At 63.7% G+C, this 15,916-nt stretch carries 15 protein-coding genes and 1 pseudogene; 7 read left to right on the top strand and 9 right to left on the bottom strand.

The genetic code is table 11. The features are described from left to right. Nucleotides 1-50 precede the first annotated feature (50 nt). The 6 genes from nusA to P0D80_RS01450 all read right to left on the bottom strand — a co-directional run bounded on the left by nusA (nt 51) and on the right by P0D80_RS01450 (nt 8,477). Complete coding sequence (nusA, locus tag P0D80_RS01475; RefSeq protein WP_091794906.1) at nt 51-1,526, bottom strand: transcription termination factor NusA; 1,476 nt, start codon at nt 1,524-1,526, stop codon at nt 51-53. Then, a complete protein-coding gene (gene rimP, locus P0D80_RS01470) occupies nt 1,523-1,981 on the bottom strand; it encodes a ribosome maturation factor RimP (protein ID WP_007182297.1) in 459 nt (152 codons plus the stop codon). Before rimP ends, nusA begins: the two co-directional genes overlap by 4 nt. A gap of 531 nt (nt 1,982-2,512) precedes the next feature. Beyond that, complete coding sequence (rluB, locus tag P0D80_RS01465) at nt 2,513-4,390, bottom strand: 23S rRNA pseudouridine(2605) synthase RluB (protein ID WP_408280460.1); 1,878 nt, start codon at nt 4,388-4,390, stop codon at nt 2,513-2,515. 64 nt (nt 4,391-4,454) lie between these two features. Continuing rightward, nucleotides 4,455-5,669, bottom strand: a complete 1,215-nt coding sequence (gene scpB, locus P0D80_RS01460) for an SMC-Scp complex subunit ScpB (RefSeq protein WP_408280458.1) — start codon at nt 5,667-5,669, stop codon at nt 4,455-4,457. 370 nt (nt 5,670-6,039) lie between these two features. Further along, nucleotides 6,040-7,266, bottom strand: coding sequence for a pyridoxal phosphate-dependent aminotransferase (locus P0D80_RS01455; protein ID WP_408280455.1), 1,227 nt, complete (start codon nt 7,264-7,266; stop codon nt 6,040-6,042). A 308-nt stretch (nt 7,267-7,574) separates the two neighbouring features. Beyond that, the gene (locus tag P0D80_RS01450; RefSeq protein WP_408280453.1) at nt 7,575-8,477 is read right to left on the bottom strand and encodes a LysR family transcriptional regulator; all 903 of its coding nucleotides are present in this window, start codon (nt 8,475-8,477) and stop codon (nt 7,575-7,577) included. A gap of 409 nt (nt 8,478-8,886) precedes the next feature. Between P0D80_RS01450 and P0D80_RS01445 the strand changes: the two are divergent. Together P0D80_RS01445 and P0D80_RS01440 are read left to right on the top strand one after the other, a co-directional pair. Next, nucleotides 8,887-9,282, top strand: a pseudogene (locus P0D80_RS01445) (transposase); the annotation flags it as partial. Between the two features lie 298 nt (nt 9,283-9,580). Next, nucleotides 9,581-9,835: a hypothetical protein gene (locus P0D80_RS01440; RefSeq protein ID WP_132374956.1), complete on the top strand. Its 255-nt coding sequence runs from the start codon at nt 9,581-9,583 to the stop codon at nt 9,833-9,835. Between the two features lie 328 nt (nt 9,836-10,163). Here P0D80_RS01440 and P0D80_RS01435 read toward each other — a convergent pair whose 3' ends face one another. Beyond that, nucleotides 10,164-10,487 carry a hypothetical protein gene (locus tag P0D80_RS01435; protein WP_132374957.1) on the bottom strand — a complete coding sequence of 108 codons (324 nt, stop codon included), beginning with the start codon at nt 10,485-10,487 and terminating at the stop codon, nt 10,164-10,166. Nucleotides 10,488-10,753: 266 nt separating this feature from the next. Between P0D80_RS01435 and P0D80_RS01430 the strand changes: the two genes are divergently transcribed. The 3 genes from P0D80_RS01430 (at nt 10,754) to P0D80_RS01420 (ending at nt 12,486) form a co-directional block, all read left to right on the top strand. Further along, nucleotides 10,754-11,473, top strand: a complete 720-nt coding sequence (locus P0D80_RS01430) for a YdcF family protein (RefSeq protein WP_408280450.1) — start codon at nt 10,754-10,756, stop codon at nt 11,471-11,473. Between the two features lie 262 nt (nt 11,474-11,735). Further along, nucleotides 11,736-11,972, top strand: a complete 237-nt coding sequence (locus P0D80_RS01425) for a hypothetical protein (RefSeq protein WP_132374959.1) — start codon at nt 11,736-11,738, stop codon at nt 11,970-11,972. A gap of 256 nt (nt 11,973-12,228) precedes the next feature. Then, nucleotides 12,229-12,486 (top strand): hypothetical protein, encoded by a 258-nt coding sequence (locus tag P0D80_RS01420; protein WP_007182306.1) that lies wholly within the window; start codon nt 12,229-12,231, stop codon nt 12,484-12,486. A gap of 75 nt (nt 12,487-12,561) precedes the next feature. Here P0D80_RS01420 and P0D80_RS01415 read toward each other — a convergent pair whose 3' ends face one another. Further along, nucleotides 12,562-12,852: a putative quinol monooxygenase gene (locus tag P0D80_RS01415; RefSeq protein ID WP_408280447.1), complete on the bottom strand. Its 291-nt coding sequence runs from the start codon at nt 12,850-12,852 to the stop codon at nt 12,562-12,564. Nucleotides 12,853-13,370: 518 nt separating this feature from the next. Between P0D80_RS01415 and P0D80_RS01410 the strand changes: the two genes are divergently transcribed. Next, a complete protein-coding gene (locus tag P0D80_RS01410) occupies nt 13,371-14,693 on the top strand; it encodes an EAL domain-containing protein (RefSeq protein ID WP_408280445.1) in 1,323 nt (440 codons plus the stop codon). Here the strand turns inward: P0D80_RS01410 and arfB are convergent. Further along, a complete protein-coding gene (gene arfB / locus P0D80_RS01405; RefSeq protein ID WP_408280443.1) occupies nt 14,690-15,094 on the bottom strand; it encodes an alternative ribosome rescue aminoacyl-tRNA hydrolase ArfB in 405 nt (134 codons plus the stop codon). The two genes, P0D80_RS01410 and arfB, sit on opposite strands and share 4 nt — an antisense overlap. A gap of 153 nt (nt 15,095-15,247) precedes the next feature. Here arfB and P0D80_RS01400 point away from each other — a divergent pair, with 153 nt between their 5' ends. Further along, complete coding sequence (locus tag P0D80_RS01400) at nt 15,248-15,889, top strand: VC0807 family protein (protein WP_408280440.1); 642 nt, start codon at nt 15,248-15,250, stop codon at nt 15,887-15,889. The last annotated feature ends 27 nt before the right edge of the window (nt 15,890-15,916 follow it).

Raw genomic sequence — 15,916 nt, 5'->3', positions numbered from 1 at the left:
GGGTCATGCGGCCTGACGGCCGCTTCAATTTAGTGCGCCATGGTCATTTCTCACTGGAACCAGTGTTCACGTGCTTTCATGATCAACGCCTTAGCGGCATCCTCTTCCATTCCGGTCATCTCGACCAGTTCATCCACAGCCAGCTCGGCGAGTTCGTCGCGCGTCTGGATCTGATGTTCGGCCAGCTTGGCGAGCAGGTCGGCGTCCATGCCGTCCAGGCTCTTCAGGTCGAGCGCTACGTTTTCGACCTTCTCTTCATTCGCGATCGCCAGCGTCAACAGCGCGTCGCGCGAGCGATTACGCAGTTCGTGAACGGTGTCTTCGTCGAATGCCTCGATCTCGAGCATTTCGTTGAGCGGCACATAAGCGATCTCTTCGAGGCTGGTAAAGCCTTCGTCGATCAGGATGTCGGCGACTTCTTCGTCGACATCGAGACGCGCCATGAACAGGTCACGCAGTACACCACGTTCCTGATTCTGCTTTTGCGCAGATTCGTCCGGCGTCATGATGTTGATCTGCCAGCCGGTGAGTTCGCTGGCGAGACGCACGTTCTGGCCGCTGCGGCCGATCGCGACCGCCAGTTCGTTTTCGTCGACGACGACGTCCATCGAATGTTTTTCTTCATCGACGACGATCGACTGGACGGCTGCCGGCGCGAGCGCGCCGATCACAAACTGTGCGGGATCTTCCGACCATAGCACGATGTCGACGTTTTCGCCACCGAGCTCGTTACGCACCGCCTGCACGCGCGAACCGCGAATGCCGACGCACGTGCCGATCGGATCGATGCGCTTGTCGTACGCGACCACGCCGATCTTGGCGCGCACGCCTGGATCGCGCGCGGCCGCCTTGATTTCCAGCAGGCCTTGCTCGATTTCCGGCACTTCCATCTCGAACAGTTTCATCAGGAATTCGGGCGCCGTACGCGACAGTTCGATCTGCGGACCGCGCGCGGTGCGATCGACCTTCGCGATGTAGGCGCGCACGCGGTCGCCCACGCGCAGGTTTTCCTTCGGAATCAGCTGGTCGCGGCGCAGCAGCGCTTCGACACGGCCGGTTTCGACGATGAAGTTGCCCTTGTCGAGACGCTTCACCGAGCCGGTCATGATGTGCTCGCCGCGCTCGAGGAAGTCGTTCAGGATCTGTTCACGTTCAGCGTCGCGCACCTTCTGCAGGATCACCTGCTTGGCGGCCTGGGCGCCGATACGGCCGAATTCGATCGACGGCACCGGTTCCTCGATGAACTCGTCGAGTTGGATCTCGGGCTTCTGCTCGCGTGCTTCGAACAGCAGGATTTCCTGATCCGGTTCCTGCAAACCGGCTTCGTCCGGCACCACTTTCCAGCGGCGAAACGTTTCGTGCTCGCCGCTTTCACGGTCGATATGGACGCGGATATCCGCATCTTCTTCGAAGAGTTTCTTGGAGGCCGAAGCGAGAGCCGCTTCGAGCGCGGCAAATACCACGTCTTTGTCGACATTCTTCTCGCGTGCCAGCGCATCCACCAGCATCAACACTTCGCGACTCATTGTTTGCGGCTCCTAAAGTCAACTTTCGGAACGAGGCGTGCTTTGTCCATGTCCGCGAGCGTGAAATCGAGCATCGCGGCGCCTTCCTTCCCTTCAAATTCCAGACCGATCGTCTCGCCTTGCGGAGCATGCAGGATGCCCCGGTACGATTTCCGTCCGTCCAATGGCTTTTTCAATGTGATTACCACTTCGCTGCCTGCGAAGCGTTCGAAATCCGCCAGTTTTTTCAGCGGGCGGTCGAGCCCCGGCGACGATACTTCAAGCCGCTCGTAATCGATGTTTTCGACCGTCAAAACGTGCTGGAGCTGACGCGTGACTTTCTCGCAGTCTTCGATCGCGATGCCGGCCGGCTGGTCGATATAGATACACAACATGCCGCGCCCGGTGCGCTCGAGATCGACGAGCTCGTAGCCGAGTCCCACGACCGTGGTTTCAATCAGTTCCGTCAGTTGCACAGTGCCCTCTTAGATGTTCGCGCAGCGAGCCTGCCGCTTGTTATGCAAACAACCAATGCGGGCCGCGCGCCAAGCCGGCGCACGTTCGTGCTACCCGAGATGCCGAACCACTGAGAACTGATCGGCAAAAAAAAATGGGCTAAACGCCCATCATCTTATTGCCGGTGGTCGCACCTGAGCCGCACATAAAAAGCCGCACGCCCAGCGACTTCGCGATTGTAGCCATTTTTCGGGACAAACGCAAACCGCAGAACGCCGCCCAACGCGCTTTTCCGGTTGATTTCACGGGAATCTTTCAACGATATGACGGCGCTTCGGGCCTTTTGCAAGGCGGCTCATGCCGCCCCGAACCCGAGTTGGACAGGCGGGGCAAATGAAATCCGCCCCCACTTCCATTTACGTCGCGGTTTTATGCGTCACATGAAACCGCGTGACGCCAAACCGATGGCGTCGATCGATTCTGGCGGCTGCCGGCGAAAGATCGCTGAAGAACGATCCACGGCTGACCGCCATGCATGTCTGGCGTGCTGCTTAACGGCCGCGCGAACGGCCGCGGGGTGCGCCGCCGCCACGATTGGCGCCGCCGGCGTTGGCGTTGCCGCCGCCCGCACGGTTGCCAGCGCCGCCGCGATTGCCACCCGGCCCGCGGTTGCCGCCGCCGCTGCCCGGATTGGGACTGCCGCTGCCACCGGCGCGTTTGCCGCCGCCGGCCGCACGGTTGCCATTGCCCGACGGTGCGCGATTGCCATCGACTTCACGGCCGCCACGCGGGCCGCCCGCCGCGCCCCCCATCGGGCCACTGAAACCACCGGCGCCACGGCCGGCGCCGCGATTGCCGTAACCACCGCCGAAACCGGCGCCCGCGCCGCCACCGAAGCCACCGCCTGCCGCACCGCGCCGGCCCTGGCCGCGCGGCGGCTGCTGGTCGAACCGGCCATGCGACATCAGCACGGGTTCACGGCTGATGAAGCCCATCGACGTCTGCATCGGATCAGGCTGCTTGCGCTCCGGCGCTTCCCTGCGGCCACCCTTTTCTTCCGTCGGCGCCTTCAGGCCGACCGATGCCATCAGCGCGCGCACCTGGTTGTCTTCGAGTTCTTCCCAACGACCGCGCTTGAGCCCCTTCGGCAGCGAAATCGGGCCGTGACGGGTACGAATCAGACGGCTGACCATCAGGCCAGCCGCTTCGAACATACGGCGCACTTCGCGGTTACGCCCTTCGGCGAGCGCGACGTGATACCAGTGATTAGTGCCTTCGCCGCCGCCATCGCGGATACGCAGGAAGTTCGCCGGGCCGTCTTCCAGCTCGACGCCGTGCAGCAGCTTCTGACGCATGCCTTCCGCCAGTTCGCCGACCACGCGCACCGCATATTCACGCTCGACGCTATAACGCGGGTGCATGAAACGGTTCGCCAGGTCGCCCGACGTGGTCAGCATCAGCAGACCTTCCGTATTGAAGTCGAGACGGCCGACCGCGAGCCACTTGGCGGTTTTCATCGGCGGCAGATTGTCGAACACCGAAGGGCGGCCTTCCGGATCGGCGTGGCTGACGATTTCGCCGGTCGGTTTGTGATACAGCAGCACGCGTGGCGGCTTGTTGGCCAGCTTGCGCTTGACCGGTTTGCCGTTGATGCGGACCTGGTCGGTCGGCATGATGCGTTGGCCGATGTGAGCCGGCTCGCCGTTCACCGACACGCGGCCGGCGACGATCAGCTCTTCCATGTCGCGGCGCGAACCCATGCCGGCTTCGGCCAGCACTTTATGCAACTTCGGCGCGTCGTCGTCGGCTGCGAGCACGCGCTTGGGCGCGGCCGGCTTGCCACGGCGCAGCATCGGTGCGCGCACGCCGCCGGTGGCGCTGTTGTCCGCGTCGAATGCGGGCGATGTGACGTACGAGAACAGGTCGTCCTGACCGGCGGCTGCCGCTGCCACCGGCGCTTCGCCACCGCGGCGGCTGTTCTGACGCTGCCCGCCTTCGCGCGGCTGGCGCTCGCGCTGACCTTCACGAGGTGCGCCGTCACGCGGTGCGCCCTCGCGCTGCCCGCCTTCACGCTTCGCGCCGCCCGCATTGCGGCGCGGCCCTTGACCCTTGGCGCCCGCGTCCTTGCGCGGCATCCGCACTTGCGCGACGACCTCGCCGTCCGGCGGCGCCTCGGTGATGACCGGCGCTCCTTGCGCGGGCGCGCCTTCGGCGCCCTTCGTCTTCGCGCCGGCGCGGCGCCGGGCGATCAGGCTGCGCGGGCCGCGACGCAGGCCGCGGCGCGGACGGTCGTCACCGTCTGCTTCCGTGGTCTGCGCCGGGCGCTCGCCCTCGCCTGCCGACGCTTGCGTGGTGCGCGTTTCGTCAGCGCGCGCCGACGGCACGGCGCGCTCGGATTCGGACGAATCGGTGTCGTGGGTATGTGTCAAAACAACCTCAAAATGTCAGGTCGCGCACGCCCGTTGCGGGCGTGGCAAAAAAAGTTCGGTTACGTCAGGCGCTGCGCGACTCGGGTTCGTCGTCGGTCAGAATGCCTGCGTCCTGCGCCGCATCGCGACGATCCAGAGGATCGCCGTGCGCCGCCTTGGTCGGGTTCGGCTCGGCGGCGTGCTCCGTATTGCGGAGTACGCCCGAGTCGTGCGCGGGTATTGCCGGATCGGCCTGGGAGACCGGATCGTGATTCTGTGCGGACTCGGCGGCGCCTGCCTGCGGTGCAACGTGTGCTGCATTTGCCGTTTCAGCCGGGTCCTGCGCGGCCGGCGCAATAGCGGCGTCCGAGTGCGACCCGGAGAATGCCAATGCGGTTTGTGCCGCGACTTCCGCTGCGCTGTCGGCCGCCTGCGCCGATTCCACCGGCTCGGTGTGCTGCGTCTGATGCTCTTCTTCAGCGAGTTCGCCAGCGATTTCCGTTCCTGACGCCTCGTCTACTGCTTCAAGCTGGCTGTCAACGGCATGGCTGGCTGCGTCAGCGGAGTCGGATTGCGGCGCTTCGCCCGTGGCTTGCGGAACATTCTCCGACTCGCCATCGGCAGTTGCGCTCGCAAATTCATCCGCAACAGCTTCGCTTGCAACAGCGCCTGCTTCAACTACCACGCCTGAATCCACCAGCTCTTGTTTCGAAACCAAAGCCTGTGCGGCATCGGCGTCGGCGAACTCGATCGCGTGCTGACCGAGCAGATCCGCGTTCAACTGCGCCGACGGATCGGCGAGCGGTGGCAATTCGTCCAACGCTGTCAGCCCGAGGTCGTCGAGGAACTGCCGCGTGGTCGCGTACAGCGCGGGACGGCCCGGCACATCACGATGGCCGATCACTTCGATCCAGCCTCGATCTTCGAGCTGCTTGACGACCTGCGTATTCACCGTGACGCCGCGAATCTCTTCAATATCGCCACGCGTCACCGGTTGCCGGTATGCAATGATCGCGAGCGTTTCGAGCACCGCGCGCGAATATTTCGGCGGTTTCTCAGGATGCAAACGATCCAGATACGAACGCATCGCGGGCTTGCTTTGAAACCGCCACCCCGACGCCAGCCCGACCAACTCCACACCGCGCCCAGACCAGTCCTGCTTGAGGTCTTCGAGCAAAGTCCGAACGGTGTCTGCCGACACGCCGTCGGCAAAGAGCTTGCGCAACTCGCCGAGCTTTAACGGCTCCTGCGCGCAGATCAAGGCAGTCTCGAGGACGATCTTCGCCTCTTGGGTATTCATGCAGCTAGGTCAGACCCTGTGGTCAAAGAACCGGATCAAACAGACGATGTGGAACTGAAGACGCGCTCGCCCGATTCTGATCGGTCATATTGATGGGAGCACGCACCGGGGGGCGGCGAAACAGACAATCGAGCCAAACCCAGCCGGACGGAGCAGCGATATTCCTGAAAGGAACCGCGTGACTGAGCGCCATATTACGCAAAAACAATCAGTGCGTAAAGACGAAATCCCCCGCGCATTGCCCAGCCATGCTTTGGCGGACGTGCTTTTGCGAAAAAGCGGGCTTATTTTGATAAAAACCCGCTTTCTTCGGTTGTTCTTCGCCTGGTTGGTTCAATAGCTTTGCGCAGCCACCTTTTCCGCCACTCACTTATTGCGCCGTTGCGTGTTCCGCAAGGAACCGTTTCAGGCGCTCGACGCCCGCGTCCAACCGCGCCGTGTCGCAGGCGTAGCACCAGCGCACGAAGCCCTCGCCCTGCGGACCGAACGCGCTGCCCGGCGCCACGCCGAGCCCGACGTCGCGCACCATCGCCTTGCAAAGCTCCAGACTGCGCGAGGCGCCCGGCATCGAGAAAAACAGGTACATCGCGCCGGACGGCGTCTTGACGTCGACGCCAGGCACCGTGGCGAGCGCACGCACCAGATGGTCGCGCGACGCCTTCAGGTCGCGCACCAGCTCCTGCGTAAAGCGCTCGCCCTGCTCGATGGCCGCGATGCCCGCTTGCTGAACGAAGGCCGGCGCGCACGAGGTGTTGTACTCGACGAGCTTGCCCAGATCGTCCATCAACGCGGCCGGGGCGACGATCCAGCCGAGCCGCCAGCCTGTCATCAACCACGCCTTCGAAAACGAATTGACGCAGATCACGCGTTCGTCGCGGGTGGCGAGATCGAGGAACGACGGCGCGGTGCGCGAAGGCACGCCAGTCGCATCCGCAGAAGTGTCCGCATAGTAAAGGCGCTCGTAGACCTCGTCCGCCACGATCCAGATACCGTGGCGCCGGCAATGCGCCAGCACGGCGCGCTGCTCGTTGCGGCTCATCACCCAGCCGGTCGGATTGTTCGGCGAGTTGATCAGCAGCATTTTCGTGTCGCGCGTCAGCGCCGCCAGCAACTGCTCCAGGTCGAGCTGCCAGCCGCACTCGCCGTAGCCCAGCGCGACAGTTTCGACGTGCGCGCCGAGAATCTTCGGAATCTCGACCAGATTCGGCCAGAGCGGCGTCACCGCGACGACGCGGTCGCCCGCGCCCACCACGAGTTGCGCCGCCAGCATCAGCGCGTTGACGCCCGCGCTCGTCACCGCGATATGCTCCGCCGACGTCGCGCCGTGCAGGTCGCCGACATAGCCGGCAAGTGCGGCGCGCAGCGGCGCGATGCCGAGGTTGTGCGTGTAGAACGTCGCACCGGCCGCCAATGCGGCACTGGCCGCGTCGCGGATAAAGGCCGGCGTGACGCGGTCGGACTCGCCGAACCAGAAGGGCAGCACGTCGTCGACGCCGAAACCGGCGTTGGCGACTTCGCGGATCTGCGAAGGACGCAGTGCGCGCACAGCGTCGCGCGCGTTCGGGATGGATGGCACGGGCAGATCCGATTCGCTCATCGAGGCTTCCAGGCGGGTAAAGGGCATGGGTTGAAATTCAGCAGAGGCGACAGTTTAGCTTGGTGCTTCTTTTTGGGACGGCGAAGTCGGTGGATAAGATGCGTGGCGGGACGAGCGGTCGCGGACGGGTTGCTGCCAGGCGCCGTGCTTCGAGAACGACAACATTCGTCCCATCGCACCCTCTCCGACCATGCGGCGTCGCGCGCATCACGCGACCGCACCTTTGCTGCCCACGGGAATATCGCATTCCCCCACGCGGCGGTGCCTTTGCCGCCCTAGGGACAACGCGCAAGTCCCACCGCCGCCAGCTAGCTCAAATCCTCTGCCCGTCCCGGCAATTGACGAATCAGTCCCCACACCGCCTCCGCCGCCGGCGACAGCGACCGGTCGCGCCGCCGCACCAGTTCGACCGTGCGCTCCGCGCGCGGCACGAGCGGCCGGGCCACCAGCGACGCGCCCTCCGGCAACGGCAACGCCAGCCACGGCAGCACGCTCACGCCGACGCCCGCTTCGACCAGCCCAAAAACGGTCGCGGAATGCCCCAGTTCCTGCACCACCGTGGCGCTCACGCCATATTCCTGCATCGCGGCGTCGATGATCGGCCGGCTGCCCGACGCGTAATCGAGCATCACGAGCTGCTGGCCGTCGAGGTCCGCCCACGCCACGCGTTCCTTCGCCGCCAATGGATGATCGTCGCGCAAGACGACGCAGAACGAATCGGTCATCAGCGATTCGCTGAGCAGGTCGTCGGCGGAAAACGGACCGATGATCACGCCGAAATCGACCTCGCCAGACTTGACCTTGCGCACCACGTCGCTCTGCACGTCGTCGCGCAGCCCCAGCGCGATGTAGGGGAATTGCTGCACGCACGAGGCCACCACGCGCGGCATGAGCCGGCACGCCACCGTCGGGCTGGCGGCCACCACCACGCGTCCGCGGCGCTGTTCGCCGATTTCGCGGATCTCGCGAAGCGCGTCGTCCAGATCCGTCAGCAGACGCGACACGCTCGATACGAGGTTGCCGCCGACATCCGTGAGCTGCACCTCGCGGGTGGTGCGATCGATCAGCTTGAGGCCGATCTCGCCCTCCAGTTCGCGCACGCAACGGCTGACCGCCGACTGCGTCAGGCCGATTTCATCGCCGGCCCGGCTGAAGCTCTGCAAACGGGCCACCTCGATGAAAACCCTTAGCTGGCGGAGCGTGACATTCATTTACCAACCTCATCAATTGCATCATTTGATGCGTATTGTAAGGCTAAAGATAGCGCCACAGTCGCTTTTCGCAATCTCGCTGCAATGCAGCGATAAGGCGCAAACGCACGCTGGCCGGGCCTGATTGCACAAGATTGGTGATTGTCCCGATTTGCGAGATGGGTTTTTTGGATTCTTATACGCCCCTAGCTAGCGCCCGCGCTGGCCCGCTGTCACAGGGCTTTCAGGCGGTTGGACTCAACTTGGCACACTTCCTGCATTTATCTGCAGACAAGGGTCGGCGCCATGATTCTGACTGCATAGCAGACCGTGGCAAGCCCGACCCTCCTTGGCACTCGCCTATCGAGTGCATGGAGAGTGCGCGGCGCGGGGCAGCGCACCGGAGTTAGCTTCGCTGAGGTGAAACATGATGCTGTTCGACGATTTGAGAGACAACGAGTGGGCGCTGGTCGAGGCGTTGTTCTGTGCGGAGCCAGCACGGAGCGAACGGCGCGGTCGGCCACGCGTGGAAGCGCGCGCGGTTGTCAACGCCGTGCTGTGGGTGCTATCGACAGGCGAAGGCTGGTCCAAACTGCCGGGCCGCTATCCGTCGCCACCGACTTGCCGCCGTCGCTTCGACGAGTGGCAAGCCGATGGTACGCTCGCCGAAATAGTTAAGCGACTCGGCACGAGCGGCCGTGAAATTTCGCTGCGCGGCCGGATTGGCGCGACCGCCGCGAAACCGCCGGCACCGCCGAGCCGTGACCGCCTGCGCGGCGCCTTCTGGACCAATCCGGAATCGTGGCGCGCGCCGGTCAAGATGGCCTGACGCACATTGCTTTTCCTCCGGGCGCCTGCGGGCGCCCGGCGCGTATCAATCCTCAGGTCGACGCGTCTTGGCGCACGCCGTACCTGTCATGGGCACCGCTCTTCGGCGCGCCCAACACAGTCGTCCCTTCCCGTTACACCCAGCCTGCTTGCGCGCTGCTTCAGACGTCTGAAGCAGCGCGATAGTTGCTGGTGAAACATCCATTTACTATTACTTACAGCGTGCTTTCGCGACTGGGCATACCTTATGTGTATGCAAACAGGCCTTGAGTCGATCGGCTTGACGGGAGCTCAGCATGAAACCAATGTCACTGCTTCTGTGCGGCATTGTCGTTTCATCGATGGCCGCACCGGCGCTTGCCCAGCAGCGCCAACAGGCTTGGAACTGGCGGCCGGATCGTCCGGCAACCATCGAAGCCTGGCAGCAAAGCGATTCGCGCGCCCGCGATTTCACACCGCCGGCGCCGCGCGGAGACTTGCGCGGTGATATCGCCAGCAACGTGCGCACACGACCGGAGGCGCCTCGCCAGGATCCGACGCACCGACGTTAGGCGGAGTCGAACGTGAGCAAAGCCCACGGGACTCACTCGCGAAACTCCGTAGCGCATATTGAATAATTGGGGGAACCACCGCGCGTTGTGCCAGTCTGATTTAACGCCATTAGCACAGCGTGGCAGTAGTAATTCCGGTACGCCCGTATCCTCGCGATACGGGCTTTTTTTCAGGCTTTCGCTGCGTGATCGATGGCCGCGCGATTACCTGCGCGCGCGCAAAGACGCACGGCGCGACGCAAGTGTCATGACGCGGATGGACGCAACAATGGAGACACCGCCAGCCGCACGAAGCGGCCGGAAAACAACGCCTGCCAGCCCGCCGGACCTAAGGCCGGACTTCGAGCGCGGCGGTGGGCCGCGTGTCGGCTGTAGCGACAACGTAGTCGTTCATGCGCTGTGCTGTCCAGGTGAGCAGACGTTCGTCATGGGCGAGCCGCGCGAACTCGGCTCTGCCCCGCTCAGTGAGCACGGCGATATCGACAGGTGCGTGGAAACCCGGAGCCGGCGCGACAGTGCGCTGCCGAACGGTGTCCATCAAGCCTAGTGCGCGAAGATATTGGAAAACACCCGGCCTTCTAGCCCATGGGACCTGGCGATATTGCGCCCGCCGCAGCGCTTCAAGTACCGCTTCGTTGGAATACGTGGTCATCTCACTTCTTTCTTAAAGTGCAGCTATGACACATTTATGCCCAACACGTCACCGCGCCACCAGTGACGCGCGTAGCACCCGCCCTTGGCTGGAAGCTGACCGCAACTCGTGCAGTCGAATTCCGCCAGGTGCTGCCTGGTCTCGTTTTCGGAACCCCCGTCTGAACGGCATGTTAGCGTTCTGTCCACGAACTGGCGATGCAACCGGTGCGGCGCCATAGCAAGCCCGTGGATTTGTCCCGAAAGACATACGTTACCGCATTTAAATTGATTCTATTCACTTTATTAGCGCTTTTTTTTGCAGCAATCGTGCTATGGAAAGGCGCCCGCCGACCTCTAGCCGTCTGCACCGTCGCCGTCTTCTGGCTGCTCGCCGCCGGCTGGCTCACCGCGCCCTTGCTGAAATTGGCGCAGCCGCACTGGCGGACCGAGACGCCCGCCACGTTCGCGCCGCGCACCGCGATCATCATGCTGGGCGGCGGCACGATCTACGACGACGACCACGTCCTCGTGCCCCCGCGCGACGTGCTTGCGCGCATTGCGGCGAGCGCCGAGAACTACGCTGCCTGCAAACGCGCGGCGGATACCTGCCATGTGATCGTGAGCGGCGGCAATCCGCAGCGGCATCGCGCGACTGAAGCCGACACCTATCTGCCTTACCTGCTGCGCCGACAGGTGCCACGCTCGGACATCGTGCTGGAAAACAGCAGCCTCACGACCTACGAAAACGCGCGCAACGTTTCCACCATCTTGCAGGGCTCAGATTACGATTCGCTGATCCTCATCACCTCCGCCTACCAGATGCCGCGCGCCTTGCTCGACTTCCATCGCTTCGGCCTCGCGCCACAACCGCTGATCTCGAACGCGATAGGCGCACGTCTCGGTGTACTGCCGCGATATGACAACCTGGTGTCCGCGGAGACTGCGCTGCACGAATTGATCGGCATCGCGCAATTTCACGTCTATCGCGCGATCGGCTGGTTCTGAAATCCACTACTGAAACTCGAACTGCATTACAGGCCGATTATTTAGACATACGAAGAATGCTCTTGAGCGGCAACGGAGTTATCGTGACTTCCCGCTCGACTGACCGCGCATCGCGACCGCCGTTTGAGCGTAACAAGATGTAACGAATTGTCATTGCAGTTACAAAACCGTCTGTTGGAGCGGATATTGCTGGCTAGAATGCATTGTCTTTCCGTTTGGACAGGCAAGTACTCGGGTCCACAACCACTCTGCGGAGGTAGCGATGAAGAAAGTGTCCCTGGCGATCCTGGTTTCCCTCAGTGCCGTAACGGGCGCGGCTTATGCGCAGGACAACGGCGTCATGATGAGCACCGATCCGGCCAAGGCCGCCGACGTCGAGCAGCGCGCGCAAGATTTGCAAAACCGCCAGCAAGCAATGGAAAGCGCACCGGCCAAGCCGATGAAACACCACAAGTCGGCCCCTCACAAGAAGGCCCCCAAGGCCGACGCCGGCTCCTAAGCGCGGTTACCCGACTCACCCGCGGCCGCGCCGCGAAGGTGAAAAGCCGAAGCCGGCACCGTCGGCTTCGGCTTTTTTTGTTGTTTAATGGACTGGCGAAAGACTCGCCAGACGCGGAGCAGCGCACCGCACCGGCTTGTCCCGCGCCGGCGGCTCAAGGCCGGCGGCGCCCGGCTGGCGGTGTGCTAAAGTCGCGCACCGACCGGCGCCTGGCCGGACTCCCCTAACCCGTGCGCACCTTGGTGCGGAGGACAGCATGAGCAACATCCAGCTTGATATCGAATGGACTGAAGCGGCATCTCGCAAAATCGAAAAACTGATGCCGCGCGGCGGTCAGGAAGCGTTTCTGGCGCTGCCGCCCGTCGAATGCCTGCCGATGGAAGGCGACGTGCTGTTTCTCGGCCCGGACGGTAAGCAGCAGCCGTTCATCGTCGCGGAACGCCAGTATCACCATGATGGCGACGCCGACTGGACCATCATCCTGATTCTCGACGTCCCGCAAGCCACGCATTAAAAACAAACGGCGAGCGCCGTGCCGGGCTGATCGCGCCCGGCGGTTCGCTCGCCGTTGTGCAACTCGTCTGAAGGTTCAGGCGATCTTCGACACGACGCGAATTTCCGCGTGTTCCACCCAGTCCGCCACCGTTTTTTTGTACGCCTCGATGTGCGCCGATCTGGCATGCACCGCGAGCGCTTCATGACTTTCCCAACGCTCGACAAACACGAACTGGCGCGGCTCCTGCACGTCGCGGTGCAAATCGTACTGAAGCGCTCCCTGCTCCTTGCGCGTCGGCCCGACCAGCCCTTCGAGCGCCTGCCGCAATTGCTCTTCATAGCCCGGCTTCGCCACCGAGATTGCGACCACCGCGATTTCCGACATGCCTGACCTCCCTTTCACGAAAAGCAGCAGCATACCCGCCGCCCGCCGAACCTGCTGGCGGCCTGCGCGCAAGGCAGCGGCGTGCCTGTTCACGTTTCGGCCGCGCTGACCGGATCGCCCGTTCGAACCTCCCGACGTCCGAGTACCGTCCTTGCCTGGAGTTTGGCGGGTGTCGGCTTGCCGCCCTGTTACCCTCGGTTTCATACAGGCGATTGAGAGCGCCAGGCGCAAGCGGTTTTGCGCGGGGCAAACGGGCGCAAAACTCAAGCCAGACGCCCGATTGGCGTGGAGATCGGCAGCACCGCGGATATGACCCCGCGTCTGTGATTACCCGCACATTCACGCGAATTGCAAACTGTTAGACTGGTTTTGACTAATTCGCCGGAGTCCAGCATGGCTGGCATCGCTCTCCGCGTTTCCGGGCTTTATCCGACCTGCCCAGCGCACGTGTGGGCCGTGCACCCGTTGCGCGCCGAATGGCCTGGCGCGTCCCGTCACCCGCTTGCCGCGATGTCACCATGTCCGCTCTCTTGCCTGCCTTTATGCCATCCGTCAGCGAATTGACCCTGAGCGGCCTGCTCCCGCATCTGGTCCGGGACGAGTCCGGCTGGACCGCGACGTGGCGCGCGCTGACTTTGCACAGCGTGTTCCAGCCGGTGTTGTCGGTGACACACCAGCGCGTGGTCGGGTATGAAGGGTTGCTGCGCGCGTTCGATCCGGTCGGTCTGCCGGTCTCGCCTGACGTGCTCTTTTCCGGCACCCGCTCGGCGGCCGACGCCCGCGAGCTCGACCGCATCGCACGCTGCCTGCATGTGGCGAATTTCATGGAGCAAGGCATCAGCACCGGCTGGCTGTTTTTGAATACACGCCCGCAGGTGTTCGAAACCGGCTGGCCGCAACGCGCGTTCATCGACGAACTGTCGGCGCACTTCGGTCTGCCGCAGGAGCGCATTGTGATCGAAGTGCTCGAGCAGCCCGCCGACGACGAATCCGCCGTCGCCAGCATGCTCGCCGCGTCGCAGCCGCGCGACTTCCTGATCGCGATCGACGACTTCGGCACCGGCTTCTCGAACTTCGATCGCGTGTGGCGCTTCCGCCCTGACATCGTCAAACTCGACCGTTCGCTGGTCGCGCGCGCCGGCAAGCGTGAAGGCGACGACTCGATGATCAGCCACCTGGTCTCGATGCTGCATCAATCCGGCACGCTGGTGCTGGCCGAAGGCGTCGAAACCGACGAAGAGCTGATGATCCTGATGGAGGCCGACGTCGATTTCGTCCAGGGTTTCTGGCTCGGTCAACCGAAGAGTTCCGTGCAGGCGGCCTGCGCGAAGGTGCCTGCGCTGATCGAATCGATGTGGGGCAAGTTCGCCAACTACGAACGCGAGCATGCGGGCCATCAGCGGCTCGGTTTCGAAGGCTTCGCTGAAGCAGTGCTGGCGGCCGCCGAGACTTACAAGTCCACCGGCGATCTGCGCCAGGCGGCGCAAAAGGTCTGGCATCTGCGCGAAGCACGCCGTGTGTTCATCACCGACGGACAGGGCGAGCAGACCCAGCCCTCGGTCACGGCCGCCTCGGTGCCGCCGCCTCCGCTACGGCTCGCGCCGCTCTACACCGATACCCGCAGCAACTGGTCGCGACGGGCCTATTTCAAGCATGCGCTCGCCGCACCGGGGCGCGTCGCGATGATGGGTCCGCATTATTCGCTCGCCGACGGTCAGGACTGCTACACCGCGGCCCTCGCCTTCGAGTACGACGACGGCACGCATGTGCTGTGCGTCGACTTCGTGCCGGCTGCCACGACCGCGGATGCGCGCCCGACGGGGCGCGGCAGCAAGCGCTAGTCGTCCACCCGGCCGCGGCCGGATTTGATCTCACTGCGTTTGGCCTTGCCGTCGAGGCGCCGCAGGTTCGACGCGCGCGTCGGCCGGGTTGCGACGCGCGGCTTGCGCGTCACGCTGACGCTTTCGATCAGTTCATCGAGCCGCGCCAGCGCCGCCGCGCGGTTCATCTCCTGAGTCCGATGCTCCTGCGCCTTGATGATCACGACGCCATCACGCGTAACCCGATGATCTGACAGCGCGAGCAGGCGCATTTTCAACACTTCGGGCAGCGACGAAGCCTGCACATCGAAGCGCAGGTGAATGGCGCTAGAGACCTTGTTGACGTTCTGGCCGCCCGCTCCTTGCGCGCGCACTGCGGTCAGTTCGATTTCGTTCGGCGGGATTGGATAGCGGGATGTCATGACGCGAGCTTGAATCGGGAAACATGAGTGTACACAGCGCGCGACCGATCACCGACTACGGACTATCGAGCGCGTCTGCCGATGCGAAAAACTATTTGCGTCCACGCGGCCAGTTCATCGATACTGCGTTTTTCGCTTACAGCGTAAATTCACATGAAACTCCGTCCAGGTTTTGTGCTGGAACTGGCCGTCAACTTTTTGTTGCCGTGGCTCGCGTACCGGCTTGCGCTGCCGCGCCTGGGCGAGACCGGCGCGTTGGTCGCGTCGGCCGTGCCGCCGATCGTCTGGAGTCTGATCGAACTCGTGCGTTTTCGGCGCGTCGACGCGCTGAGCGTGCTGGTGGTGACCGGCATCGTGCTCTCGGTCGCGGCGATGGCGCTCGGTGGCAGTCCGCGCATGCTGCTGTTGCGCGAGTCGCTGGTGTCCGGCGCGGTCGGCGTGGTGTTTCTGCTCTCGTTGCCGATGCGCCGCCCGCTGATCTTCTATCTCGCGCGCGCCACCGTCGCCCGCGAAATGGAGGGCGGCGCGGCGCGCTTCGAAGCACTGTGGCAGGAGCGGCCTGCTCTCGTCAACGCGATGCGGCTGATGACGCTGGTGTGGGGCATCGGCCTGACTGGCGAAACGGCGCTGCGTGCGTGGATGGCGCTAACGTGGCCGATCGAGCGCTTCCTGGTGGTCTCGCCGTTTATCGGCTACGGAATTTATGGCGGCCTCACGCTGTGGACGTTCTGCTATCGAAAGAGCATGCGTGGGCGCGTCGAGGCGCGTGTGCAGTCGGGTGGCACTGCTAGTTGAGCGGGTTCGGTGCGGAATGCGCTTGGG

Origin of the sequence: Paraburkholderia sp. RL17-373-BIF-A (assembly GCF_046030175.1) — a bacterium.
Classification (GTDB): Bacteria; Pseudomonadota; Gammaproteobacteria; order Burkholderiales; family Burkholderiaceae; genus Paraburkholderia.
Note: the sequence above shows the minus strand (reverse complement) of the source record. Positions and strands in the feature narration are given on the sequence as shown.